Source organism: Variovorax sp. KBS0712 (assembly GCF_006323185.2).
GTDB lineage: Bacteria > Pseudomonadota > Gammaproteobacteria > Burkholderiales > Burkholderiaceae_C > Variovorax > Variovorax boronicumulans.
In genome coordinates this window covers 3437469-3458033 of sequence record NZ_VCCD02000001.1, presented here as the reverse complement: position 1 = coordinate 3458033, position 20565 = coordinate 3437469, and the positions used below count along the sequence as shown (strand labels likewise).

The 20565-nt window shown below is 69.2% G+C and carries 23 protein-coding genes; 9 read left to right on the top strand and 14 right to left on the bottom strand.

The features are described from left to right. Window positions 1-40: 40 nt before the first annotated feature. Together FFI97_RS16075 and FFI97_RS16070 are read right to left on the bottom strand one after the other, a co-directional pair. The gene (locus tag FFI97_RS16075; RefSeq protein WP_070063586.1) at window positions 41-205 is read right to left on the bottom strand and encodes a DUF1328 domain-containing protein; all 165 of its coding nucleotides are present in this window, start codon (window positions 203-205) and stop codon (window positions 41-43) included. A 204-nt stretch (window positions 206-409) separates the two neighbouring features. Next, window positions 410-1780 carry a CHASE3 domain-containing protein gene (locus tag FFI97_RS16070; protein ID WP_139700174.1) on the bottom strand — a complete coding sequence of 457 codons (1371 nt, stop codon included), beginning with the start codon at window positions 1778-1780 and terminating at the stop codon, window positions 410-412. 130 nt (window positions 1781-1910) lie between these two features. Here FFI97_RS16070 and FFI97_RS16065 point away from each other — a divergent pair, with 130 nt between their 5' ends. Continuing rightward, complete coding sequence (locus tag FFI97_RS16065; RefSeq protein WP_007837167.1) at window positions 1911-2543, top strand: response regulator transcription factor; 633 nt, start codon at window positions 1911-1913, stop codon at window positions 2541-2543. A 7-nt stretch (window positions 2544-2550) separates the two neighbouring features. Here FFI97_RS16065 and FFI97_RS16060 read toward each other — a convergent pair whose 3' ends face one another. Further along, the gene (locus FFI97_RS16060) at window positions 2551-2955 is read right to left on the bottom strand and encodes a response regulator (protein ID WP_139700176.1); all 405 of its coding nucleotides are present in this window, start codon (window positions 2953-2955) and stop codon (window positions 2551-2553) included. A gap of 257 nt (window positions 2956-3212) precedes the next feature. On the opposite strand from FFI97_RS16060, the gene FFI97_RS16055 reads away from it, so the two are divergent. After that, complete coding sequence (locus FFI97_RS16055) at window positions 3213-5234, top strand: AsmA family protein (RefSeq protein WP_144004463.1); 2022 nt, start codon at window positions 3213-3215, stop codon at window positions 5232-5234. Between the two features lie 28 nt (window positions 5235-5262). On the opposite strand, the gene FFI97_RS16050 is transcribed toward FFI97_RS16055, so the two are convergent. The 3 genes from FFI97_RS16050 to gpmA form a co-directional block, all read right to left on the bottom strand. Continuing rightward, a complete protein-coding gene (locus FFI97_RS16050) occupies window positions 5263-6027 on the bottom strand; it encodes a HesA/MoeB/ThiF family protein (protein ID WP_139700396.1) in 765 nt (254 codons plus the stop codon). Window positions 6028-6109: 82 nt separating this feature from the next. Then, a complete protein-coding gene (locus FFI97_RS16045) occupies window positions 6110-7552 on the bottom strand; it encodes a S41 family peptidase (protein WP_062477129.1) in 1443 nt (480 codons plus the stop codon). A 123-nt stretch (window positions 7553-7675) separates the two neighbouring features. Next, window positions 7676-8419 carry a 2,3-diphosphoglycerate-dependent phosphoglycerate mutase gene (gene gpmA / locus FFI97_RS16040; RefSeq protein ID WP_013543140.1) on the bottom strand — a complete coding sequence of 248 codons (744 nt, stop codon included), beginning with the start codon at window positions 8417-8419 and terminating at the stop codon, window positions 7676-7678. A 105-nt stretch (window positions 8420-8524) separates the two neighbouring features. Between gpmA and FFI97_RS16035 the strand changes: the two genes are divergently transcribed. From FFI97_RS16035 to nadA, 6 genes are all read left to right on the top strand, one after another. After that, window positions 8525-8908, top strand: a complete 384-nt coding sequence (locus FFI97_RS16035; RefSeq protein WP_370681259.1) for a rhodanese-like domain-containing protein — start codon at window positions 8525-8527, stop codon at window positions 8906-8908. A 20-nt stretch (window positions 8909-8928) separates the two neighbouring features. Then, complete coding sequence (gene grxC / locus FFI97_RS16030) at window positions 8929-9189, top strand: glutaredoxin 3 (protein WP_139700178.1); 261 nt, start codon at window positions 8929-8931, stop codon at window positions 9187-9189. A 128-nt stretch (window positions 9190-9317) separates the two neighbouring features. Then, window positions 9318-9782 carry a protein-export chaperone SecB gene (secB, locus tag FFI97_RS16025; protein ID WP_056578332.1) on the top strand — a complete coding sequence of 155 codons (465 nt, stop codon included), beginning with the start codon at window positions 9318-9320 and terminating at the stop codon, window positions 9780-9782. A gap of 28 nt (window positions 9783-9810) precedes the next feature. Continuing rightward, the gene (locus FFI97_RS16020) at window positions 9811-10857 is read left to right on the top strand and encodes an NAD(P)H-dependent glycerol-3-phosphate dehydrogenase (protein ID WP_139700180.1); all 1047 of its coding nucleotides are present in this window, start codon (window positions 9811-9813) and stop codon (window positions 10855-10857) included. 23 nt (window positions 10858-10880) lie between these two features. Beyond that, window positions 10881-11759, top strand: coding sequence for a carboxylating nicotinate-nucleotide diphosphorylase (gene nadC / locus FFI97_RS16015; protein WP_139700182.1), 879 nt, complete (start codon window positions 10881-10883; stop codon window positions 11757-11759). 6 nt (window positions 11760-11765) lie between these two features. After that, entirely contained in the window at window positions 11766-12881 is a 1116-nt protein-coding gene (gene nadA, locus FFI97_RS16010) for a quinolinate synthase NadA (protein WP_070063580.1), read from the top strand. A gap of 7 nt (window positions 12882-12888) precedes the next feature. Here nadA and FFI97_RS16005 read toward each other — a convergent pair whose 3' ends face one another. From FFI97_RS16005 to FFI97_RS15975, 7 genes are all read right to left on the bottom strand, one after another. After that, complete coding sequence (locus tag FFI97_RS16005; protein ID WP_062477101.1) at window positions 12889-13251, bottom strand: 6-carboxytetrahydropterin synthase; 363 nt, start codon at window positions 13249-13251, stop codon at window positions 12889-12891. Between the two features lie 41 nt (window positions 13252-13292). Beyond that, window positions 13293-13931, bottom strand: coding sequence for a 7-carboxy-7-deazaguanine synthase (gene queE, locus FFI97_RS16000; protein WP_139700183.1), 639 nt, complete (start codon window positions 13929-13931; stop codon window positions 13293-13295). After that, a complete protein-coding gene (gene panC / locus FFI97_RS15995; protein ID WP_139700186.1) occupies window positions 13928-14770 on the bottom strand; it encodes a pantoate--beta-alanine ligase in 843 nt (280 codons plus the stop codon). Before panC ends, queE begins: the two co-directional genes overlap by 4 nt. Window positions 14771-14789: 19 nt before the next feature. Continuing rightward, window positions 14790-15695 carry a 3-methyl-2-oxobutanoate hydroxymethyltransferase gene (gene panB, locus FFI97_RS15990; RefSeq protein WP_139700187.1) on the bottom strand — a complete coding sequence of 302 codons (906 nt, stop codon included), beginning with the start codon at window positions 15693-15695 and terminating at the stop codon, window positions 14790-14792. Between the two features lie 72 nt (window positions 15696-15767). Beyond that, entirely contained in the window at window positions 15768-17351 is a 1584-nt protein-coding gene (gene nadB, locus FFI97_RS15985) for an L-aspartate oxidase (RefSeq protein WP_062477111.1), read from the bottom strand. A gap of 20 nt (window positions 17352-17371) precedes the next feature. Further along, window positions 17372-18208, bottom strand: coding sequence for a segregation and condensation protein A (locus tag FFI97_RS15980; RefSeq protein WP_056578351.1), 837 nt, complete (start codon window positions 18206-18208; stop codon window positions 17372-17374). Between the two features lie 68 nt (window positions 18209-18276). Then, on the bottom strand, window positions 18277-18483 hold the full coding sequence (locus tag FFI97_RS15975; protein ID WP_070061458.1) for a DUF3460 family protein: 207 nt from the start codon (window positions 18481-18483) through the stop codon (window positions 18277-18279). A 39-nt stretch (window positions 18484-18522) separates the two neighbouring features. Between FFI97_RS15975 and FFI97_RS15970 the strand changes: the two genes are divergently transcribed. After that, the gene (locus tag FFI97_RS15970) at window positions 18523-19026 is read left to right on the top strand and encodes an outer membrane protein assembly factor BamE (RefSeq protein ID WP_139700189.1); all 504 of its coding nucleotides are present in this window, start codon (window positions 18523-18525) and stop codon (window positions 19024-19026) included. 9 nt (window positions 19027-19035) lie between these two features. On the opposite strand, the gene FFI97_RS15965 is transcribed toward FFI97_RS15970, so the two are convergent. Further along, window positions 19036-20472 (bottom strand): amidase, encoded by a 1437-nt coding sequence (locus tag FFI97_RS15965; RefSeq protein WP_139700192.1) that lies wholly within the window; start codon window positions 20470-20472, stop codon window positions 19036-19038. Window positions 20473-20565 lie beyond the last annotated feature (93 nt).

The window sequence follows — 20565 nt, the reverse complement described above, 5'->3', positions numbered from 1 at the left end:
CGGGAAGATGAAATGCGGGAGCCTGTGGATCGTAACTACGCTACTTGCGTCGTAGCAAGCCGGCCAGGAAGCTGGCGATGGCGAGCACGGCAAAGATGATGAAAAGGACCTTGGCGATCCCCACCGCGCTGGCGGCAATGCCACCGAAGCCGAACACGGCAGCGATGAGTGCGATGACCAGAAATACCACGGCGTAGTGCAGCATGCGGAACTCCTTCGAGGCTTCCCTCTTTGTGGTTTGAAACCATGCATCCGGGCGCATCACGGAAGACGCGGCCCGGTGCCGGATGACACAGGACCCACCTTAAGGGCGGGGCCGCATCGGCCCTGTCAGCGACTGGGGCGGGGGTGCGTAGGAGGCGACCGAGTCGCCGCAGGCCCGGGGCGTGAAGAAATGCCAGCGCCTGCGTCAGGCGCCGCGCGACGCGGGGGTGTCGAGGCTCGCCGGCGTGCCGGCCTGCGGTGTCGGCTTCACCACCGGCAGCATCGCGGTGAGCCGCGTACCCTGGCCTGGCGCCGAGGTGATGGTGAGCTTGCCGCGCGCCGCCTCGACCCGGTGGCGCATGCCCGCCAGGCCGTGCGTCGACGGGCGCATGCGCTGCGCGTCGAAGCCCTTGCCGTTGTCGGCCACCTCCACGATCACGTGGTTGGCGTAGTTCTTCAGCACGATGGTGGCTTCGCTCGCCTCGGCGTACTTGCCGATGTTGGTCAGGCTCTCCTGCACCATGCGGTAGATCGTGAGCTGGCGCGACTCGTCCATGGTCACGGGCTCCAGCGCCATCTCGATCTCCAGGCCCGAGCGCTCTCCGAACTCGCGCCCCAGGATTTCCAGCGAGGCGACCAGCCCGAGGTTGGAGAGCGACGAAGGCCGCAGGTCCTCGATGATGCGGCGCTTCAGCGCGATGCCGCTGTTGAGCAGCTCGGTCAGATGCTGCAGGCGCTGGATCGCGTCGGGTGAGTCGGCCAGGCGCGACTTCAGCCGCGCCACGTCGAGCTTGGCGGCCGTGAGCAGCGAGCCCAACTCGTCGTGCAGCTCGCGCGCCAGGTAGCCGCGCTCGGTCTCGCGCACGTCCTGCAGGTGGGTGGCGAGTTCGGCCAGAGAGGCGGTGCGCTCGCGCACCTCGTCTTCGAGGGCATTGCGTTCGCGTTGCAGCGCTTCCTGCTGGCGCTCGCCCACGGAGCGCAGCGCGTGCGTCTGGCGCAGGTACAGGAAGAAGGCGATCAGCGCCGCCAGCGCCACGATGCCGGTGCCGACGCGCGCCAGCTGCAGCGACTTCATCACCTGCAGCTGGCCGGCCTGCAGCGTCGCGTTGCTGGTCTTCACCAGCTCGTTGGCGGTGGCGCGGATGGCTTCCATCTCCTCGCGGCCGACATCGGTGGTCATGACGAACTTCCAGGCGTCCTCGTTGCCCTCGTGGCGCAGCCGCACGCTCATGTCCATCTCGGCGATCTTGCGCAGCACGTGCTTGGACAGCTCGGACAGTTGGGTGCGCTCGGCCGGGCGTTCGGCGTACAGCTGGCGCAGCGTGGCCAGGTTGCCGTCCACCTGCTTGACCGCGATGTCGTAGGGCTGGCGGTAGGCGGCTTCGCCCGTGAGCAGGAAGCCGCGCTGGCCGGTTTCGGCGTCCAGCATGTTCTGCAGGATCTGGTTGAGCGTGCCGCGGATCTGCTGCGCCTCGTCGATGTCCGCCAGGGCGCGGCTCGATTGCCGGTATCCTGCCTCGTTGATGCCCACGAGGGCCAGTGCGGCCAGCGCCGCGAGCAACAGGCTCACGGCCATTTTTTGGGGGGCTAACCAGTGCATGACACCCTTAGGGTCGCATTCAATGCAACTTCGTGAATAATTGATAACAATCAGGGACCGGCATGCTGCGGCTTCCAAAGCTGCGGCACAACGACGAAAGTAACAGATGATCAAAATTGGAATTGTGGACGACCACGCCATCGTGCGATCGGGCCTCCGGCAGTTCTTCTCCGAGCACGTGGACCTGCGCGTGGCGGGCGAGGCAGCGAGCGGCCGTGAAGCCATCGAGCTGGTACGCACCACCGAACTGGACGTGCTGGTGATGGATCTCTCCATGCCGGGACAAAGCGGTATCGATGCACTCGCCATGATCCGCGCCAAGGCGCCGGACGTGGGGATACTGATCCTCAGCGGCTACCCCGAGGAGCACTACGCGATGAACCTGATCCGTCAGGGCGCCAGCGGCTACCTCAACAAGGAATGCGATCCGATCGAGATCGTGAACGCCATTCGCACCATTTCGCTGGGCCGGCGCTACATCACGCCCGCCGTGGCCGAACTGCTGGCCCGCCAGCTCGACCGCAAGGACGACGCCGCGCCGCACGAGCAGCTCTCGGAGCGCGAGTTCCAGGTGTTCCTGAAGCTGGCCAAGGGCGAGACCGCCGGCGACATCGCCAAGACGCTGTCGCTGTCGGTGAAGACGGTGAGCACCTACCGCACGCGGCTGATGGAGAAGATGAACCTGTCCTCCAACAGCGACCTGACCTACTACGCGCTGAAGAACAAGCTCATCGATTGAGCTGCGCCTAGGCATCGCCGGGCACGGACCGCAGCGCGGCGGCCTGGCGGATGCAGAAGTCGACCAGTGCGTCGATCTCGTTCGACTTGTCGAACACCGCGTCGACCCCGAACTCGGCGCAGCGGCGCCGGATGTCGGGCGTCGCATAGTTGCTGAGCACCACCACCTTCTGGCCGGGCTTGCGCGACTGGCAGGCCTGAAGGATGCCCAGGCCACTTCCCTGCTTGAGAAAGAGATCGACGATGGCCAGGTGCCATTCGTCGGCATGGTCGCGCAGCCAGTCGCGCGCGTGCTGCTCGGTTTCCGCAAAGCCCACGACCGTGGTGCAGGTGAGCTCTTCCAGAGTGCCGATGAGGTTTTCACGGATCGTGGGGTTGTCTTCGACAACGTAGGTCTGCAATCTGGAATCCATGCCGAACCGCGCTTCCTCTGAGGTGGGCAGGTGCTCGTGTCCAAGCGCCCTGCGGAGGAGAGAGCCTGCCCATGGACATTGAGGCTTTCCCGCAGCGGATCATGCAGGGTTCAAGGGCCGCGCGTTGTAGGCGGGTTCCGACGCATGTGCAGGCGGCTGTCTCCACGCCGCCTCTCGCCCGCCCGTAGGCCAAGCCGCACGGGGTCTGCGGCCCGCCGCCGACCCGGTTCGGGCGCGCATCCGGGTAAGAATCGACCATGGCAACCCAATCCCTTCGCACCCGGCCGCGCTGGCAGAAGTTGCTGGCGGCCTTCGTGCTGCTGGTCGCCGTCCTGCTGACCGCGTTCGCGCTCCTCGTGGCCTTCTTTCCGTGGGACACGCTGCGCGAGCCGCTCAACCGCTTCGTGAGCGAGAAGACCGGGCGCAAGTTCGAGATCACCCGCCGGCTCGACGTGGACCTGGGCTGGAAAGCCGCCACCATCCACTTCGACGGCATCGAATTCGCCAACCCCGACTGGGCGCGCGACCCCTACCTGGTGAAGGCCGAGCGCGCGAGCTTCGAGATCCGCCTGTGGCCGCTGATCGACAAGCGGGTGGTCATTCCGAGCCTGGCGCTGACCGCGCCCACCGTCGGCCTGCAGATGGAACCCGACGGGCGCCGCACCTGGGCCTTCGGCAAGGACACCTCCGACACCGGCACCGTGCCCACCATCGGCCTGATCCAGGTCGACAAGGGCGCCGTCGACTTCCTGGCCCAGCACCTGGGCGTCGACGTGCACGCGGACCTGGACTACGACAGCAACCGCGGCGAGCTGCCGCTGCACTACCGCATCAAGGGTCGCTACAAGGGCCAGCCGCTCACGGCCGACGGGCGCACCGGCAACGTGCTGCAGATCAACGCCGCGGGCGCGCCGCCGTTCCCGCTCGAGATCAACGCCGCCGCCGGCCAGACCCGGCTCAAGGCCAATGGCACGGTGGCCCAGCTCGCGGGCTTCGACGGCATCGACGCCACGTTCCAGATCAAGGGCCAGACGCTGAGCGCGCTGTACCCGCTGCTGGGCATCGTGCTGCCGCAGACCCCGCCCTATGCGCTGAGCGGCGGCCTGCGCAAGCGCGGCAAGCTCTGGGAGGCGGCGGGGCTCAACGGCCGGCTGGGCCTGTCGGACATCGGCGGCGACATGGCCTTCGACCAGGCCGGCAAGGTGCCGCGCCTGTCGGGCACGCTGCGCTCGCGTGTCATGGACATGGACGACCTCGGCCCGCTGATCGGCCTGCCGCCCACGGCGCGTTCGGCCAACGCGGTGGAAGGCGTGGCGCCGGTCGCCTCGGCCCAGCCCAAGCGCCCGCCCGGCGGCAAGGTGCTGCCGACCAACCCCTTCGACTTCGCGCGGCTGCACGCCATGAACGCCGACGTGAGCTACACCGCCGAAACCATCCGCAACGTGCGCGAGGTGCCGCTGGACCGCGGCAGCGCCAAGATCAAGCTGACCGACGGCGTGCTGTCGCTCGACCCGCTGGACCTGGGCGTGGCCAACGGCAAGCTCGTGGGCGCGATCCGCATCGACGCCACCAAGACGCCGGCCGACATCCGCGCCTCGCTCGACGTGCGCGGCCTGCGGCTGGCGCGGCTCATTCCCAAGCTGGAGAACTCGGGCAACAGCGTCGGCCGGCTCGACGGGCGCATCAACCTGTCGGGCGCCGGCAATTCGGTGGCTGGCTGGCTGGGCGGCGCGTCGGGCGACATGGCGGTGCTGTCGGGCCGCGGCCAGTTCGGCAACCTGATGCCCGTGTTCGCGACGCTGGTGGGCGGCGACATCCTGAAGTTCCTGCTGCGCGGCGACCGCGACGTGGAGCTGCGCTGCGCCGCGCTGGCCTTCGACGTGAACAAGGGCGTGATGAACGGGCGCACGCTGGTGCTGGACACCACCAACGCCGTCTTCACCGCCACCGGCCAGGCCAACCTCGCGACCGAGTCGCTGGACTTCGTGATCCGGCCCGAGCCCAAGAGCGCCAGCTTCCTGTCGCTGCGTACGCCATTGGTCGTGAGCGGCACCTTCGGTGCGCCCAAGGGCGGCGTCGAGATCGGGCCGCTGGCCGGCCGCGGCCTGGCGGCGCTGGCGCTGGGCGCCATCAACCCGCTGCTGGCGCTGGCCGCGACCATCGAGACCGGCCCCGGTGAGAACGCCGACTGCACGGGCGTGCTGGCACTGGCGAACCGGCCCACGGCCGGGGCCGCCGCGCGCGGTGCGGCGCGGGCCAAGGGGGCTCGCCAGCCTTAACGAAAGAAAGAAGAGGGCAGGCGGGCGCTCAGGCGCCGGCCTGGGGCCGCTGCGCGCAGACGCTGCAGTGCGGGTCGCGCGAGACGCGCAGCGTATCGAAGCCGGTGCTGCGACCGTCGAACATCAGCAGCTTGCCCGCCAGCGACGGGCCGATGCCGGCCAGCAGCTTGAGCGCCTCGCTGGCCTGCAGCGTGCCGATGGTGCCGACCACCGGGCCGAACACGCCGAGCACCGCGCAGCGCGTTTCCTCGAAGCTGGCCTCGGGCGGGAACAGGCAGGCGTAGCAGGGGCAGGCGGCGTCGCGCGTGTCGTACACGCTCAGCTGGCCGTCGAAGCGGATCGCCGCGCCCGCCACCAGCGGCTTGGCGTGCGCCACGCAGGCGCGGTTCACGGCCTGCCGGGTGGCGAAGTTGTCGCAGCAGTCGACCACCACGTCGGCCTCAGCCACGAGCCGCGACAGCAGCGCCTCGTCGGCGCGCACGGCGTGGGTCTCGATGGCGATGTCGGGGTTGATGTCGCGCATGGCCTGCGCGGCGGATGCGACCTTGGACTGGCCCACCCGCGCGTGGGTGTGGGCCACCTGCCGCTGCAGGTTGGTGAGATCGACCTCGTCGTCATCGACCAGCACGATGTGGCCGACCCCCGCTGCCGCGAGGTACAGGGCCACCGGCGAGCCCAGCCCGCCGGCGCCGATGACGAGCACCCGCCCGGCGCTGACGCGCGCCTGGCCGTCAATGCCGAATTCTTCGAGGAGGATGTGCCGCGAATAGCGCAGCAGGTCGTGATCGTCCATGCGCGCCTGCCTGGGCCTGTGCGGGGGAGGGGAAAACGCCGGTGGCGCGAACCGCACGGTGCGTGCGGCCCGCTCGCCGGGATCAGTTTTCCTTCTTCTCGTCCTTGTTGTCGACGATGACCTGCGTCTTGCTCACGAGCACCGGCTGGCCCTTCAGGCGGTTGAGCGCCTGCACCAGCGGGAAGTCCTTGTCGGTGCCGAACTCGGGCACCTTGCGGTCCTGCGGCGGCTTCTTGGCTTCTTCCTCGAGGCGCTTGCGGGCTTCGTCGCGGGCCTTTTCACGCTCGGGGTCCTTCACCTCGGGGCCCTGGCCGCTGGCCAGGTGCTTCTCGAGGTCGGCCTCGCGCATGCGCAGGGCGGCGAAGGGGCTGCCCTCGGCGCTTTCGTCGACCAGCACGTTGGGCACGATGCCCTTGGCCTGGATCGAGGTGCCGCTGGGGGTGTAGTAGCGCGCGGTGGTGATCTTCAGGCCGGTGTCCGGGCCGAGCGGGCGCACGGTCTGCACCGAGCCCTTGCCGAAGGTCTGGCTGCCCATGATGGTGGCGCGCTTGTGGTCTTGCAGCGCGCCGGCCACGATCTCGCTGGCCGAGGCCGAGCCTTCGTTCACCAGCACCACCAGGGGCACGTTCTTGAGTGCTGCCGGCAGGTTGCGCAGCGGGTCGCTGCCCGAACGGCGCTGGTAGTACTCGGGCGCCGCCTTGTAGATCGACTTGCTTTCGGCCAGCTGGCCGTCGGTGGTGACCACCGTGACGTTCTCGGGCAGGAAGGCCGCCGACACCGCCACCGCCGCATCGAGCAGGCCGCCCGGGTCGTTGCGCAGGTCGAGCACCAGACCCTTGAGGTTCGGGTCTTCCTTGTAGAGCTCCTCGATCTTCTTGACGAAGTCGTCGACCGTGCGCTCCTGGAACTGCGACAGGCGGATCCAGCCGTAGCCCGGCTCGATCATCTTGCCGCGCACCGACTGGGTACGGATTTCCTCGCGCGTGATCGTGACCGGGAAGGTGCGGCTCTCGTCCTTGCGGAAGATGGTCAGCAGCACCTTGGTGTTGGCCTCGCCGCGCATGCGCTTGACGGCTTCGTTCAGCGACAGGCCGCGCACGGCGGTGTCGTCGATCTTGGTGATCAGGTCGTTCGGTTTCAAGCCGGCGCGGAAGGCCGGCGAGCCCTCGATGGGGGAGACGACCTTGATGAGGCCGTCTTCCTGCGAGATTTCGATGCCCACGCCGACGAAGCGGCCCGTGGTGCCCTCGCGGAATTCCTTGAAAGACTTCTTGTCGAAGTACTGCGAGTGCGGATCGAGCCCGGCGACCATGCCCGAGATGGCGTCCGAGATGAGTTTCTTCTCGTCGACCGCTTCGACATAGTCGCTCTTGACCATCCCGAAGACGGCCGCGAGCTGCTGCAATTCCTCGAGCGGGAGCGGCGCGAGCGAACCCCGCGCGACCGTCTGCAGCGAGACGGTGGTCAGGACGCCAGCAACGGCGCCGGCGGCGACCCAGCCGGTGATCTTCAGTTTCTGGCCCATCATGAGTGAAATGTCCTGTATGTCGACGGCTGTCGAACCAATATACACAGCTTGGAAGCAAATTGCCTGCCGGGGTTCCACGGAGGAACCGGCAGGCGGGGTTTTCTTCTTTTGCTTACGTCTTCAGCCCTTGCCCTGCGAAGCCACCGCGGCGGCGGCCTTTTCGGCGGCCGCGGCATCGCCCAGGTAGTAGTGGCGCAGGGGCTTGAGGTCGTCGTCCAGCTCGTACACGAGCGGGATGCCGTTCGGGATGTTCAGGCCGACGATGGCGTCGTCCGAGATGCCGTCCAGGTACTTCACCAGCGCGCGGATCGAGTTGCCGTGCGCGGCCACGACCAGGCGGCGGCCGGTGCGGATGGCCGGGGCCATCGACTCGTTCCAGAACGGCAGCACGCGCGCCACCGTGTCCTTCAGGCATTCGGTCAGCGGGATCTGCTCGGGCGAGAGCTTGGCGTAGCGCACGTCGGAGCGCTCGCTGCGCGGGTCGTCGGCTTCCAGCGGCGGCGGCGGGGTGCTGTAGCTGCGGCGCCAGACCAGCACCTGCTCGTCGCCGTACTTCTTGGCCGTTTCGGCCTTGTTCAGGCCCTGCAGGCCGCCGTAGTGGCGCTCGTTCAGGCGCCAGGAGTGCACCACGGGCAGCCAGGTGCGGTCGAGTTCGTCGAGCGTGTGCCAGAGGGTGCGGGTAGCGCGCTTGAGCACGCTGGTGTAGGCCACGTCGAAGTCGTAGCCCTCGGCCTTGAGCAGCCGGCCGGCCTGCTTGGCCTGCTCGACGCCGGTTTCGGTCAGGTCGACGTCGGTCCAGCCGGTGAAGCGGTTTTCGAGGTTCCAGGTCGATTCGCCGTGGCGGATCAGTACCAGTTTGTGCATGTCGGAGGCCTTTGGCAGCGCGTGGGAAAACCAGCATTCTAAAATCCCGGGTTTGCCATCCAAGGAACCCCCGTGAAATTGATCGAATTCGTCACCGCGAACTGGATGCTGATCCTGATGGCGCTCACCTCGGGCGGCATGCTGGCCTGGCCGATGCTCCGGGGTGCGGGCGGCGGCACGCTCACGGCCCAGGGTGCCGTGCAGCTCATCAACCGCGAACGCGCGGTGCTGGTCGACGTGCGCGAACCCGAAGAATTCGCGACCGGCCACATGATCGGCGCCAAGAACGTGCCCCTGAACCTGCTGGACGAAAAGCTGGCCAGCACGGTCAAGAACAAGAACGTGCCGCTGCTGCTGGTGTGCGCCACCGGCGCCCGCGCCCAGCGCGCCGTGGCCACGGCCAAGAAGCTCGGCTACGAGCAGGCCCAAGCCGTCGCTGGCGGGCTCAAGGCCTGGAAAGAGGCTAACCTGCCGGTTGAAAAAGCCTGATTTTCCCCAAGGTAGAGCGCATGCAAGCCGTCAAGATGTACACCACCGCCGTCTGCCCGTACTGCACGCGTGCAAAGCAGATCCTCAAAGTCAAGGGCGTCGAGCAGATCGAAGAGATCCGCATCGACACCGATCCGCAAGCCCGCACCACCATGATGGAGATCACCCAGCGCCGCACGGTGCCGCAGATCTTCATCGGCGACACCCACGTGGGCGGCTGCGACGACCTCATGGCCCTGGACAGCCGCGGCGGCCTGGTCCCGCTGCTGCAAGGCGCCTGAAGTCCCACGCGGCCGGGCGTCACGAAAGTGCGCGGGCCGTCGGGCGATAATCGTTTGTTCCCTCATCTGCAGCCCGCTGCGGGACCCTCTCCCCGGCGGGCATTGTTTTGATCCTCGAAAGTTCAGCCATGGCCGACCAGCAAGCCCAAGATCCCGTGTTCCAGATCCAGCGCGTCTACCTCAAGGACCTGTCGCTCGAACAACCCAACTCGCCCGCGATCCTGCTGGAGCAGACGCAGCCCACCGTCGACATCCAGCTCGGCGTGGACGCCCAGCCCGTGGCCGACGGCATCTTCGAGATCACCGTGTCGGCCACCGTGCAGACCAAGATCGAAGACCGCACCGTGTTCCTGGTCGAAGCCAAGCAAGCCGGCATCTTCGAGATCCGCAACCTGCCGGAAGACCAGATGGGCCCGATCCTGGGCATCGCCTGCCCGCAGATCGTCTACCCGTACCTGCGCGGCAACGTGGCCGACGTGATCCAGCGCGGCGGCTTCCCGCCCGTGCACCTGGCCGAAATCAACTTCCAGGCCATGTACGAGCAGCAGCAAGCCCAGGCCGCCGGCCAGGCTGCCCCCACCCTGGCCCAGTAAACCGGCCGCACGACGCCGCCAGCGCACGATGAAGATCTGCGTTCATGGCGCCGGTGCCTGGGGCACGGCCGTCGCAGTCAACGCGGCGGCCCGCCACGAGGTCACGCTGTGGGCGCGCGATGCCGCCCAGGCCGACGCCATGTCGGCCGCGCGTGAAAACACCCGCTACCTTCCCGGGCTGGCCCTGCCGGCCTCGCTGGCCGTGCGCGCGGGCGACATCGCCCAGGCGCAGGCCGGGGCCGACCTCGTCATCGTGGCCACGCCCATGGCCGCCCTGCGCGACCAGCTGCTCGCCCTGCGCGGCACCACCGCCCAGGTGGCGTGGCTGTGCAAGGGCGTCGAACCCGCGCTCGATGCCTCTCCCACCGCCTACGGCCTGCTCGCCCACGAGATCTGGGCCCAGGTCGCTCCCGAACTGAAGGCGGGCGTGCTCAGCGGCCCCAGCTTTGCGCAGGAGGTCGCCGAAGGGCGTCCGACCGCGCTGGTGGCCGCCAGCCCGCACGCCGGCGTGCGCGATGCGCTGGTCGACGCCTTCCACGGCCCGGCCTTGCGCGTGTACGCCAACGACGACATCGTCGGCGTCGAAGTCGGCGGCGCCGTGAAGAACGTGCTCGCCATCGCCACCGGGCTGTGCGACGGCCTCGCGCTCGGGCTCAACGCCCGCGCGGCGCTGATCACCCGCGGCCTGGCTGAAATGACCCGCTTCGGCCTGGCGCTCGGCGCCCGCGCCGACACCTTCATGGGCCTGTCGGGCCTGGGCGACCTCGTGCTGACCGCCACCGGCGACCTGTCGCGCAACCGCAAGGTCGGGCTGCTGCTGGCCCAGGGCCGTACGCTCGCGCAGGCCGTCGATTCGCTGGGCCACGTGGCCGAGGGCGTGTACTGCGCCCGCACCGTGGTGCAGCGCGCGCGCGGCCTGGGCATCGAGATGCCCATCGCCGAAGGCGTGGTCGCGCTGCTCGACGGCCAGGTGAGCCCGCGCGACGCCGTGGCGGCGCTGACCGGGCGCGACCCGGTGCCCGAGTCGGTGCAGCAACAGCCGCCCGCCGGCCCGGCCTCGCGCCATTCCTCCTGAAGAAGATTAGAGATTCCAGAGACATGAGCCCTCGCTTTGATTTCTCGGCGTCGGCCGTCGCCGCGCTGGCCGAGTCCGACGTCGCCCGCGCCCTGCAGGAAGACGTCGCCGACGGCGACCTGACCGCCTCGCTGGTCGACGCCTCCCGCACCGCCCATGCCCGCGTGCTCGCGCGCGAAACCGCCGTGGTGTGCGGCGCGCCCTGGGTCGAGGCCACCGTGCGGCGGCTCGATCCGCAGGCGCGCATCACCTGGCTGTGCGGCGAGGGCCAGCGCTGCGCCGCCGACCAGCCCGTGCTTGAAATCGAAGGCGGCGCCCGCGCGCTGCTGACGGCCGAGCGCACCGCGCTCAACTTCCTGCAGCTGCTGAGCGCCGTCGCCACCAAGACCGCGCTGTACGCCGACGCCGTGAAGGGCACCCGTGCCCGCATCGTCGACACCCGCAAAACCCTGCCGGGCCTGCGCCTGGCGCAGAAGTACGCGGTGCGCACCGGCGGCGGGCTGAACCACCGCATCGGCCTGTACGACGCGGTGCTCATCAAGGAAAACCACATCGCCGCGGCCGGTGGCGTGGCCGCCGCCCTGCGCGCGGTGGCGCCCGTGGCCGCGCAGGCCGCCTTTGTCGAGGTCGAGGTCGAGACCCTGGCCCAGCTGCAGGAAGCGCTGGACGCCGGCGCCCGCATGGTGCTGCTCGACAACATGGACCTGCCCACGCTGCGCGAGGCCGTGCGCCTGAACGACGCCGCGGGCGAGAGCCGCAAGGCCGTGCTCGAGATCTCGGGCGGCGTCACGCTCGACGGCCTGCGCGCCCTGGCCGAGACCGGTGTCGACCGGATCTCGATCGGCGCGTTGACCAAGGACGTGAAGGCCATCGACTACTCGATGCGCTTCCTGACCCACTGAACCGCCATGACGACCGCTTCCGTCATCGATGTCGACTACGAACAGCCCGCGCAAGGCGCGGTCTGCGACACGCGCCACGCCTGGGCCCGCGTGCCCCCCGAGCCTTCGCCCGACGAGCGCATTGCGCTGAAGGCGCGCATCCGCCGCCTGCTGCGCGAGCGCAACGCGGTGATGGTGTCGCACTTCTACGTGCACCCCGACCTGCAAGATTTGGCCGAGGAAACCGGCGGCATCGTGAGCGATTCGCTCGAGATGGCGCGCTTCGGCCGCGACCACGCCGCCACCACGCTGGTGGTGTCGGGCGTGCGCTTCATGGGCGAGACCTCGAAGATCCTCTCGCCCGAAAAGCGCGTGCTGATGCCCGACCTGGACGCCAACTGCTCGCTCGACCTGGGCTGCCCGGTCGACGCCTTCAGCGCCTTCTGCGACGAGCATCCCGACCGCACCGTGGTGGTCTACGCCAACACCAGCGCGGCCGTGAAGGCGCGCGCCGACTGGCTCGTCACTTCCAGCTGCGCGCTCGACGTGGTGAACGCATTGCATGCGGCCGGCCAGAAGATCCTCTGGGGCCCCGACCGCCACCTGGGCGACTACATCCGCCGCCAGACCGGCGCCGACATGGTCAGCTGGAACGGCGCCTGCATCGTGCACGACGAATTCAAGGCGCTCGAACTCGAGCTGCTCATGAAGGAACACCCGAAGGCCAAGGTGCTGGTGCATCCCGAATCGCCGTCCGATGTGATCGCACTGGCGCATGCGGTGGGCTCCACCTCGGCCATCCTGAACGCGGCGCAGCGCTTCGACGCGACCGAGTTCATCGTCGCGACCGACACCGGCATGCTGCACAAGCTGCGCACGCTGAACCCCGGCAAGACCTTCATCGAAGCGCCCACGGCGGGCAACGGCGGCACCTGCAAGAGCTGCGCGCACTGCCCGTGGATGGCGATGAACGGGCTGGTCGAACTGGCGAACGCGCTGGAGACCGGCGCGGGCGAGATCCACGTCGATCCGGCACTCGGCGTGCGCGCGCGCGTGCCGATCGACCGCATGCTGGCGTTCACCGCCGGGCTGAAGAACGGCCAGGCGCCGGGCAGCCTGGTGGCTGGCATCGGCGCCGCCTGACCGGCGGCTAGAACTCCACCGTACAGCTGTCGCCCAGCGCCTCGCGCCACACGCGCACGCGCGCCAGCGACGGCCGCAGGTCGGGCAGCGCGTCGGCGATGAACACGCACAGGTTTTCCAGCGTCGGCGGATGCAGCCCCGGCACGTCGTCCAGCAGGTGATGGTCGAGCTGTTCGCGCACGTCCTCGAGCCGGCGGCGCAGGAGGCCCAGGTCGATCACCATGCCCGTCACCGGGTCGCGCTCGCCCGCCAGCCACACCTCCGCGTGGTAGGTGTGGCCGTGAATGCGGCGGCTGCCTTCGACCTCGATCTCGCGTTTGAGCGTGTGGGCGGCGTCGAAGAAGAAGCGTTGGCTGATGGTGAAGCGCATCGTCAGAAAAAGGAAACTCGAAACTGAAAGGGGCTGCCGCGTCAGCGGATGCCCGTGATCTTGTGGGTCTGCACGCTCAGGCGCCACACCGGCTGCTTCATGCATTCGGCGATGCACAACTCGGTGTTGGCGAGCCGGTCGGGCCCGTCCATCGGTTGCAGGAAGCGGTGCGTGAACTCGCCCGTGCGCGCCATCGCATCGAGGTCGATGCCGACCTGCGGCCACACCAGCTTCAGCTCCTGGCCGCGCTGCTGCACCCAGGGCGCGCCGGCCTTGGGGCTGATGCACAGCCAGTCGATGCCAGCGGGCGCGACGACCGTGCCGTTGCTCTCGACCGCGATGCGGAAGTGCCGCGCGTGCAGCGCGTCGACCAGCGCCGCATCGACCTGCAGCAGCGGCTCGCCGCCGGTGAGCACGACCAGCCGGTGCGCGGTGTCGCCGGCGGGCCATTGCGCGGCGATGGTGTCGGCGAGCAGGTCTGCGTTCTTGAACTTGCCGCCCAGCGTGCCGTCGGTGCCGACGAAGTCGGTGTCGCAGAAACGGCAGACGGCCGTGTCGCGGTCTTCCTCGCGGCCGGTCCAGAGGTTGCAGCCGGCGAAGCGGCAGAACACGGCCGGCATGCCGGCCTGGCCGCCTTCGCCCTGCAAGGTATAGAAAATTTCCTTGACGCTGTAGGTCATGTCGCGAGCGGCGTGTCGATTTCGAGGTTGTCGATGAGCCGCGTGCTGCCCAGCCGCGCGGCGGCCAGGGCCACGAGCGCATCGCCGGCCTGCGGCGCCTGCAGGTCGGCGCGGCGGCGCAGCACCAGGTAGTCGGGCTGCCAGCCGCGCTGCGCGAGCGACTGCATGGCGCGCGCCTCGAGGGCGGCCACGTCGCGCTCGCCGGCGCGCACGGCCTCGGCCATGGCCCGCAGCGCCTGCGACAGCTGCACGGCCTCGGCGCGCTCGGTGGCGCTCAGGTAGCCGTTGCGCGACGAGAGCGCCAGGCCGTCGTCGGCGCGGAAGGTCTCGCCGCCCACGATCTCGATCGGCAGCGCGAACTGCCGCACCATGTGGCGGATCATCATGAGCTGCTGGTAGTCCTTCTTGCCGAACACGGCCACGCGCGGCTGCACGCACTGGAACAGCTTCATCACCACCGTGCACACGCCGATGAAGAAGCCGGGGCGGAAATGCCCTTCGAGCAGGTCGGCCAGCGCCGGGTCGGGGTGCACCTTGCAGGTCTGGGGCTCGGGGTAGAGCGCCTTCTCGTCGGGCGCGAACAGCACGTCGCAGCCGGCGGCGCGCAGCTTCTCGCAGTCGCTGTCCCAGGTGCGCGGGTAGGTGTCGAAGTCTTCGTGCGGCAGGAACTGCAGGCGGTTCACGAAGATGCTGGCCACGGTGGCGTCGCCCAGCGGCTTGGCCTGGCGCACGAGCGCGAGGTGGCCCTCGTGCAGGTTGCCCATGGTGGGCACGAAGGCGGGGCGCTGGCTGGAAGACAGGTGCTGGCGCAGTTCGTCGATGGTCTTGGCGATGTACATGGTCGGTGTCCTTCTGTGCTTACCAGGCGTGGAGCCGGTCGTCGGGGAAGCTGCCGTTCTTCACGGCCTGCACGTAGGCCTGCAGCGCGGGCAGCACGCCCGGCGCATCGGCCATGAAGTTGCGCACGAACTTCGGCATCTTCCCGAGGTTGATGCCCAGCATGTCGTGCAGCACGAGCACCTGGCCCGCGGTGCCCTTGCCGGCGCCGATGCCGATGGTGGCGCAGTGTTTCAGCTCCGTGGTGAGTTCGGCGGCCAGCGCGGCCGGCACCATCTCGAGCACCAGCATGGCGGCGCCCGCATCCTGCAGCGCGTGGGCCTGCTGCTTGAGCAGCGCGCCAGCGGTGTCGCCCTTGCCCTGCACGCGGTAGCCGCCGAGCGCATGCACGGTCTGCGGCGTCAGGCCCAGGTGGGCGCACACGGGAATGCCGCGCTCGACCAGGAAGCGCACCGTTTCGGTGGTCCAGCCGCCGCCTTCGAGCTTGACCATGTGCGCGCCGGCCTGCATCAGCACGGTGGCGCTGGCCAGGGCCTGCTCGCGCGACTCCTGGTAACTGCCGAAGGGCAGGTCGGCGATCAGCCAGGTCGTGCCCTGCACGCGGCGCAGGCCGCGCGAGACGCTGTCGGTGTGATAGCGCATGGCCTCCAGGCTCACGCCCACGGTGCTGTTCAGTCCCTGGCAGACCATGCCCAGCGAGTCGCCGACCAGCAGGCAGTCGATGCCGGCCGCGTCGGCCATGGCCGCGAAGGTGGCGTCGTAGGCGGTGAGCATGGCGATCTTCTCGCCGCGCGCGTGCATGTCGGCCAGCCGCGGCAGGCTCACGGGCTTGCGCTGCGCCAGGGGCGAGGCGGGCGGCAGCGTGCCGTAGGGCGTGGCGGCCGGGGCTTCGGACGGTGGTGTGGGTGGGGTAGGGGTGTTCGACATGGTTGGCTTTCTCCCTGCGGGCGTCGGTGGCCGGGCATCCTGAGGGTGATCGAAAGGTGACGAAGGGTGGGCTCAGTCGACCGGCGGCACCAGCACGGTGGGTGCGGTGGGCTCGGCCAGCGAAGGGTAATCGCGACTGAAATGCAGGCCACGGCTCTCGTGGCGGGCCTGCGCGGAACGCACGATCAGCTCGGCCACCTGCACCAGGTTGCGCAGTTCGAGCAGGTCGCGCGTGACGTGGAAGTTCGCGTAGAACTCCTGGATCTCGGCCTGTAGCAGCGCGATGCGATGGCTCGCACGCTCCAGGCGCTTGTTGGTGCGCACGATGCCGACGTAGTCCCACATGAAGCGGCGCAGCTCGTCCCAGTTGTGGGAGATGACCACGGCTTCGTCGGCATCGGTGACGCGGCTTTCGTCCCAGGCGGGCAGCGCGGCGCGTTCGCGCGACGGCGCCTGCGCAATGGCGTCGGCCGCGGCGCGCGCGAACACCATGCATTCGACCAGCGAGTTGCTGGCCAGCCGGTTGGCGCCATGCAGGCCGGTGCAGGCGGTTTCGCCGATGGCGTACAGGCCCGGGATGTCGGTGCGACCGGCTAGGTCGCTGAGCACGCCGCCGCAGGTGTAGTGCGCGGCGGGCACCACGGGAATCGGCTCGCGGGTGATGTCGATGCCCAGCTCCAGGCAGCGCGCCAGGATGTTGGGGAAGTGCTCCTTCAGGAACGCGGGCGGCTGGTGCGAGATGTCGAGGTACACGCAGTCCAGGCCGTGCTTCTTCATCTCGAAGTCGATGGCGCGGGCCACCACGTCGCGCGGCGCGAGTTCGGCGCGTTCGTCGTGCTTGGGCATGAAGCGCGTGCCGTCGGGCAACTTGAGCAGGCCGCCTTCGCCGCGCACCGCCTCGCTGATCAGGAACGACTTGGCGTGCGGGTGGTACAGGCAGGTCGGGTGGAACTGGATGAACTCCAGGTTCGACACCCGGCAGCCCGCGCGCCAGGCGGCGGCAATGCCGTCGCCGGTGGCGGTGTCGGGGTTGGTGGTGTACAGGTACACCTTGCCCGCGCCGCCCGTGGCCAGGATGGTGTGCGGCGCGCGGAAGGCCAGCACCTCGTCGGTCTCGTCGTCCAGCGCGTACAGGCCCTGGCACGACGGATCGGCGAGCCCGAGCTTGGTGCCGGTGACCAGGTCGACCAGCGTGTGGTGCTCGAACAGCGTGATGTTGGGCGTGCGGCGCACGCGCTCGATCAGCACCTGCTGCACGGCCGCGCCGGTGGCGTCGGTCACGTGCACGATGCGGCGCTGGCTGTGGCCGCCTTCGCGCGTCAGGTGCAGGTCGCCGCCTTCTTCCGAGAAGGGCACGCCGAGTTCGCGCAGCCAGCCGATGGCCTGCGGCGCGCCCTCGACCACGAAGCGCGTGGCCTCGGGGTCGCACAGGCCGGCGCCGGCCACCAGCGTGTCTTCCACGTGGGCGTCGAAGCTGTCGCCCGCCGCCAGCACGGCCGCGATGCCGCCCTGCGCCCAGGCGCTGGAGCCGTCGTTCAGCGCGCGCTTGGTGAGCACGGCCACGCGGTGCGTGGGGGCCAGGTGCAGCGCGGCGGAGAGGCCTGCGAGGCCGCTGCCGACAATGAGGACGTCGAAGTCGCGAACGGCGGAAGTCACAGGCGTGGGAACCGGTTGGGTCAGGCCGGCGAGTAGGCCAGCCGGACGTAAATAGGGGCGAAGGCCTCAGCCTGCGTGATGTCGATCAGCGTCTCCTTCGCGAGCTCGAGCATCGCGATGAAGGTGACGATCAGCACCGGCACGCCGCGCGAGACGTCGAAGAGCTTCTCGAACTCGACGAAGCGCTGGCCCTGCAGGTGGCGCAGCACGATGCTCATGTGCTCGCGCACGTTGAGCTCTTCGCGCGAGATCTTGTGGTGCTGCACGAGCTTGGCGCGCTTCATGATGTCGGCCCAGGCGTCGCGCAGCTCGACCACGTCGACGTCGGGAAAGCGCGGCTTGATCGACTGCTCGATGTAGACCTGGGCCTTCCAGAAGTCGCGCCCGTAGGTCGGCAGCGCGCTGATGGCGGCGGCCTGCAGCTTGGTCTGCTCGTACTCCATGAGCCGGCGAACCAGCTCGGCGCGCGGGTCTTCGGCCTCTTCGCCGTCGGCCACCTTCTTGGGCGGCAGCAGCATGCGCGACTTGATCTCGATCAGCATCGCGGCCATCAGCAGGTACTCGGCCGCGAGTTCGAGGTTGGTCTGGCGGATCTCGTCGACGTAGCTCAGGTACTGCCGCGTGAGTCCCGCCATCGGGATGTCGAGGATGTTGAAGTTCTGCTTGCGGATCAGGTACAGCAACAGGTCGAGCGGGCCCTCGAAGGCCTCCAGGAAGACCTGCAGCGCCTCGGGCGGGATGTACAGGTCCTTCGGCATCGCGAACAGCGGCTCGCCGTAGAGCCGGGCCAGGGCGACCTGGTCGACGACCTCGGGCATGCTGGCCACGATCGTGCCGTTGTCCTCGTCTGCGCTCATGAGGAAGTTGCTATCAACTTAATAGCTGTGCGCGCAGGCTGGGCGGCGGGATGCCGGGTGGGCACCATTCACTTGGGTTGGGTCTGGTAGACGTACGGCTGCATCGGCACGCGCGCTTCGCTGTACTCCTCGAGCAGGCTGCGGTCGAGGTGCTTGTCCCACAGCAGGGCGCGGCCGGCGCGCTGTTCGGATTCCAGCGTCGGCTTCTTTTGCTTCATCTCCTCGATGAAGTTCGTGATCTCGGAGGTGTAGTGGGGGCGGCGGAAGATGGACATAGACTGGACCTTTATCGCTCGAATTTTACCGGGGACGGCATGCAACGATTTCAGAAGGGCCGGATCGGCCTCATGGCAGGACTGCTGGCGGCGCTGATCGGGCTCGCGGGCTGCGATCCGCAGCGCATCAGCGAACTCGAAGAAGGCGTCTCGACCGAGGCCGACGTGCGCGCGCGTTTCGGTGAGCCGGAGAACGTCTGGGACGTGCCCAACGGCCGCGTGCTGGAGTTCAACCGCCAGCCGCAGGGCCAGAAGAACTACATGATCACCATCGGCGCCGACGGCAAGATGAGCGCGCTGCGCCAGGTGCTCACGCCCGAGAACTTCGCCAAGGTGCAGCCCGGCATGATGATGGAAGACCTGCGCAAGCTGCTGGGCAAGCCGGCCAAGGTCACGCCCTATGCGCTCAAGCGCGAGACCGAATGGGAATGGCGCTGGGTGCAGCCACCGAATTCGTCGATGGTCTTCACCGCCACGCTGAACGACGACCAGCGCGTGGTGCGCAGCGGGTCGTCGCCCGACCGGGGCACCGAGGCGCCCTGAGCGCGGTGCCTACAGCGCCGCCGCGTGCAGCGCCGGGCGCCGGGCGGCCCAGGGCATGGCCTGCTCGAGCTGCGCGGCGAGCTGCAGCAGCGTGGCCTCGTCGCCCATGGGCGCCATGCATTGCACGCCGATCGGCAGGTCGCCGGCCATCCCCAGGGGCAGCGAGATCGCCGGCTGGCCGGTGAGGTTGGCCAGCGGCGTGAAGGTCGCGTAGTCGAACAGGTGGTCGAAGAAACCCTGTGCATCGCGCGCGGGGTCGTCCTGGTCGAGGTAGCCCAGCGCCACGGGCGGGGTGCGCATCGTCGGCGTGAGCAGGATGTCGTGCTGCGCGAAGAAGGGCGCCACCTCGCGCGAGACCGCATTCATCTGCGCGAGCGCCAGTTCCAGGTCGAGCGCGCTCAGGCGCAGCCCGTGCTCGGCGGTGGCGCGGGTGCAGGCCTGCACCTGGCTCAGCGCCTTCTCCAGAGGCATCTGCAGCGCCTGCGCCACGCCCGCCACGCCGGCCGCCAGCAACGAGGACCAGAAGGTGCGCGTGGCCGAGAAGAAGGCCTCGTGCGCATACGACGGCGTCGCCCATTCCACGGCATGCCCGAGACCGGCGAGCGTGCGCGCCGTTGCCTCCACTGCGTCGACGCAGGGTTGCGCCGCCGGCTGCGTGCCCGGGAACTGCGTGCTCACCGCGATGCGCAGCCGGCGCGGCGCTGACCGGATGGCCTGTGCGTAGGGCTGCGCGGGCGCGGCCATCAGGAACGGATCGCCCAGCTCGGGGCCGTGCATGAGGTCGAGCGCGGCGGCGGCGTCGCGCACGGTGCGGCAGACCACGCCCTCCATGCCCAGGCCCATCAGCGGCTGGCCGTAGCCCGGGCCGGCGCTGATGCGGCCGCGGCTGGACTTCAGCCCGATCAGGCCACAGGCGGCGGCGGGCACGCGGATCGAACCGCCGCCGTCGTTGGCGTGCGCCATGGGCACGATGCCGGCGGCGACCGCCGCGGCCGAGCCCCCGCTGGAGCCGCCCGCGCTGTGCGCCAGGCTCCACGGGTTGCGCGTCGCGCCGCCGAGGGCGCTCTCGGTGGTGGCGTTGAAGCCGAGTTCCGGGGTCCAGGTGCGCCCCAGCGTGGCCAGGCCGGCGCGGCGAAAGCGCGCCATCAACGCGCTGTCTGCGGCAGCCGGCAGCCCGTCGCCGAACAGCCGGCTGCCGGCCTGGCAGCGCACGCCCTCGGCCTGCAGCACCAGGTCCTTGATGAGGAAGGGCACGCCGCCCAGCGGACCCTGCGCGTCGTGCGACAGCGGGGCGTCGAAAAGCTCGGCCATGGCGTTGATGCGCGGGTTGAGCGCGGTCGCCGCCTGGCGCGCGCACTGCTGCGCTTCGGCGGCGCTGATGTCCTTGCGGCGGATGCATTCGGCCAGCCCGGTAGCGTCGAGGCGGCTGTAGTCGGCGAGGTTCATGGCAACGGGGTCCTGTTTGTGTGTGATGTGGGAACGCCGTGCAGCGTAGGGCGGGGTGTCCGGCAGCGGCAGTCGTTCAGATGAACGATGCGG

What these genes read in the sequence shown, in the direction of transcription:
- FFI97_RS16075 (WP_070063586.1), bottom strand. Translation starts at nt 205, where the DNA reads ATGCTGCACTACGCCGTGGTATTTCTGGTCATCGCACTCATCGCTGCC.
- FFI97_RS16070 (WP_139700174.1), bottom strand. Translation starts at nt 1,780, where the DNA reads ATGGCCGTGAGCCTGTTGCTCGCGGCGCTGGCCGCACTGGCCCTCGTG.
- FFI97_RS16065 (WP_007837167.1), top strand. Translation starts at nt 1,911, where the DNA reads ATGATCAAAATTGGAATTGTGGACGACCACGCCATCGTGCGATCGGGC.
- FFI97_RS16060 (WP_139700176.1), bottom strand. Translation starts at nt 2,955, where the DNA reads ATGGATTCCAGATTGCAGACCTACGTTGTCGAAGACAACCCCACGATC.
- FFI97_RS16055 (WP_144004463.1), top strand. Translation starts at nt 3,213, where the DNA reads ATGGCAACCCAATCCCTTCGCACCCGGCCGCGCTGGCAGAAGTTGCTG.
- FFI97_RS16050 (WP_139700396.1), bottom strand. Translation starts at nt 6,027, where the DNA reads ATGGACGATCACGACCTGCTGCGCTATTCGCGGCACATCCTCCTCGAA.
- FFI97_RS16045 (WP_062477129.1), bottom strand. Translation starts at nt 7,552, where the DNA reads ATGGGCCAGAAACTGAAGATCACCGGCTGGGTCGCCGCCGGCGCCGTT.
- gpmA (WP_013543140.1), bottom strand. Translation starts at nt 8,419, where the DNA reads ATGCACAAACTGGTACTGATCCGCCACGGCGAATCGACCTGGAACCTC.
- FFI97_RS16035 (WP_370681259.1), top strand. Translation starts at nt 8,525, where the DNA reads ATGCTGATCCTGATGGCGCTCACCTCGGGCGGCATGCTGGCCTGGCCG.
- grxC (WP_139700178.1), top strand. Translation starts at nt 8,929, where the DNA reads ATGCAAGCCGTCAAGATGTACACCACCGCCGTCTGCCCGTACTGCACG.
- secB (WP_056578332.1), top strand. Translation starts at nt 9,318, where the DNA reads ATGGCCGACCAGCAAGCCCAAGATCCCGTGTTCCAGATCCAGCGCGTC.
- FFI97_RS16020 (WP_139700180.1), top strand. Translation starts at nt 9,811, where the DNA reads ATGAAGATCTGCGTTCATGGCGCCGGTGCCTGGGGCACGGCCGTCGCA.
- nadC (WP_139700182.1), top strand. Translation starts at nt 10,881, where the DNA reads ATGAGCCCTCGCTTTGATTTCTCGGCGTCGGCCGTCGCCGCGCTGGCC.
- nadA (WP_070063580.1), top strand. Translation starts at nt 11,766, where the DNA reads ATGACGACCGCTTCCGTCATCGATGTCGACTACGAACAGCCCGCGCAA.
- FFI97_RS16005 (WP_062477101.1), bottom strand. Translation starts at nt 13,251, where the DNA reads ATGCGCTTCACCATCAGCCAACGCTTCTTCTTCGACGCCGCCCACACG.
- queE (WP_139700183.1), bottom strand. Translation starts at nt 13,931, where the DNA reads ATGACCTACAGCGTCAAGGAAATTTTCTATACCTTGCAGGGCGAAGGC.
- panC (WP_139700186.1), bottom strand. Translation starts at nt 14,770, where the DNA reads ATGTACATCGCCAAGACCATCGACGAACTGCGCCAGCACCTGTCTTCC.
- panB (WP_139700187.1), bottom strand. Translation starts at nt 15,695, where the DNA reads ATGTCGAACACCCCTACCCCACCCACACCACCGTCCGAAGCCCCGGCC.
- FFI97_RS15980 (WP_056578351.1), bottom strand. Translation starts at nt 18,208, where the DNA reads ATGAGCGCAGACGAGGACAACGGCACGATCGTGGCCAGCATGCCCGAG.
- FFI97_RS15975 (WP_070061458.1), bottom strand. Translation starts at nt 18,483, where the DNA reads ATGTCCATCTTCCGCCGCCCCCACTACACCTCCGAGATCACGAACTTC.
- FFI97_RS15970 (WP_139700189.1), top strand. Translation starts at nt 18,523, where the DNA reads ATGCAACGATTTCAGAAGGGCCGGATCGGCCTCATGGCAGGACTGCTG.
- FFI97_RS15965 (WP_139700192.1), bottom strand. Translation starts at nt 20,472, where the DNA reads ATGAACCTCGCCGACTACAGCCGCCTCGACGCTACCGGGCTGGCCGAA.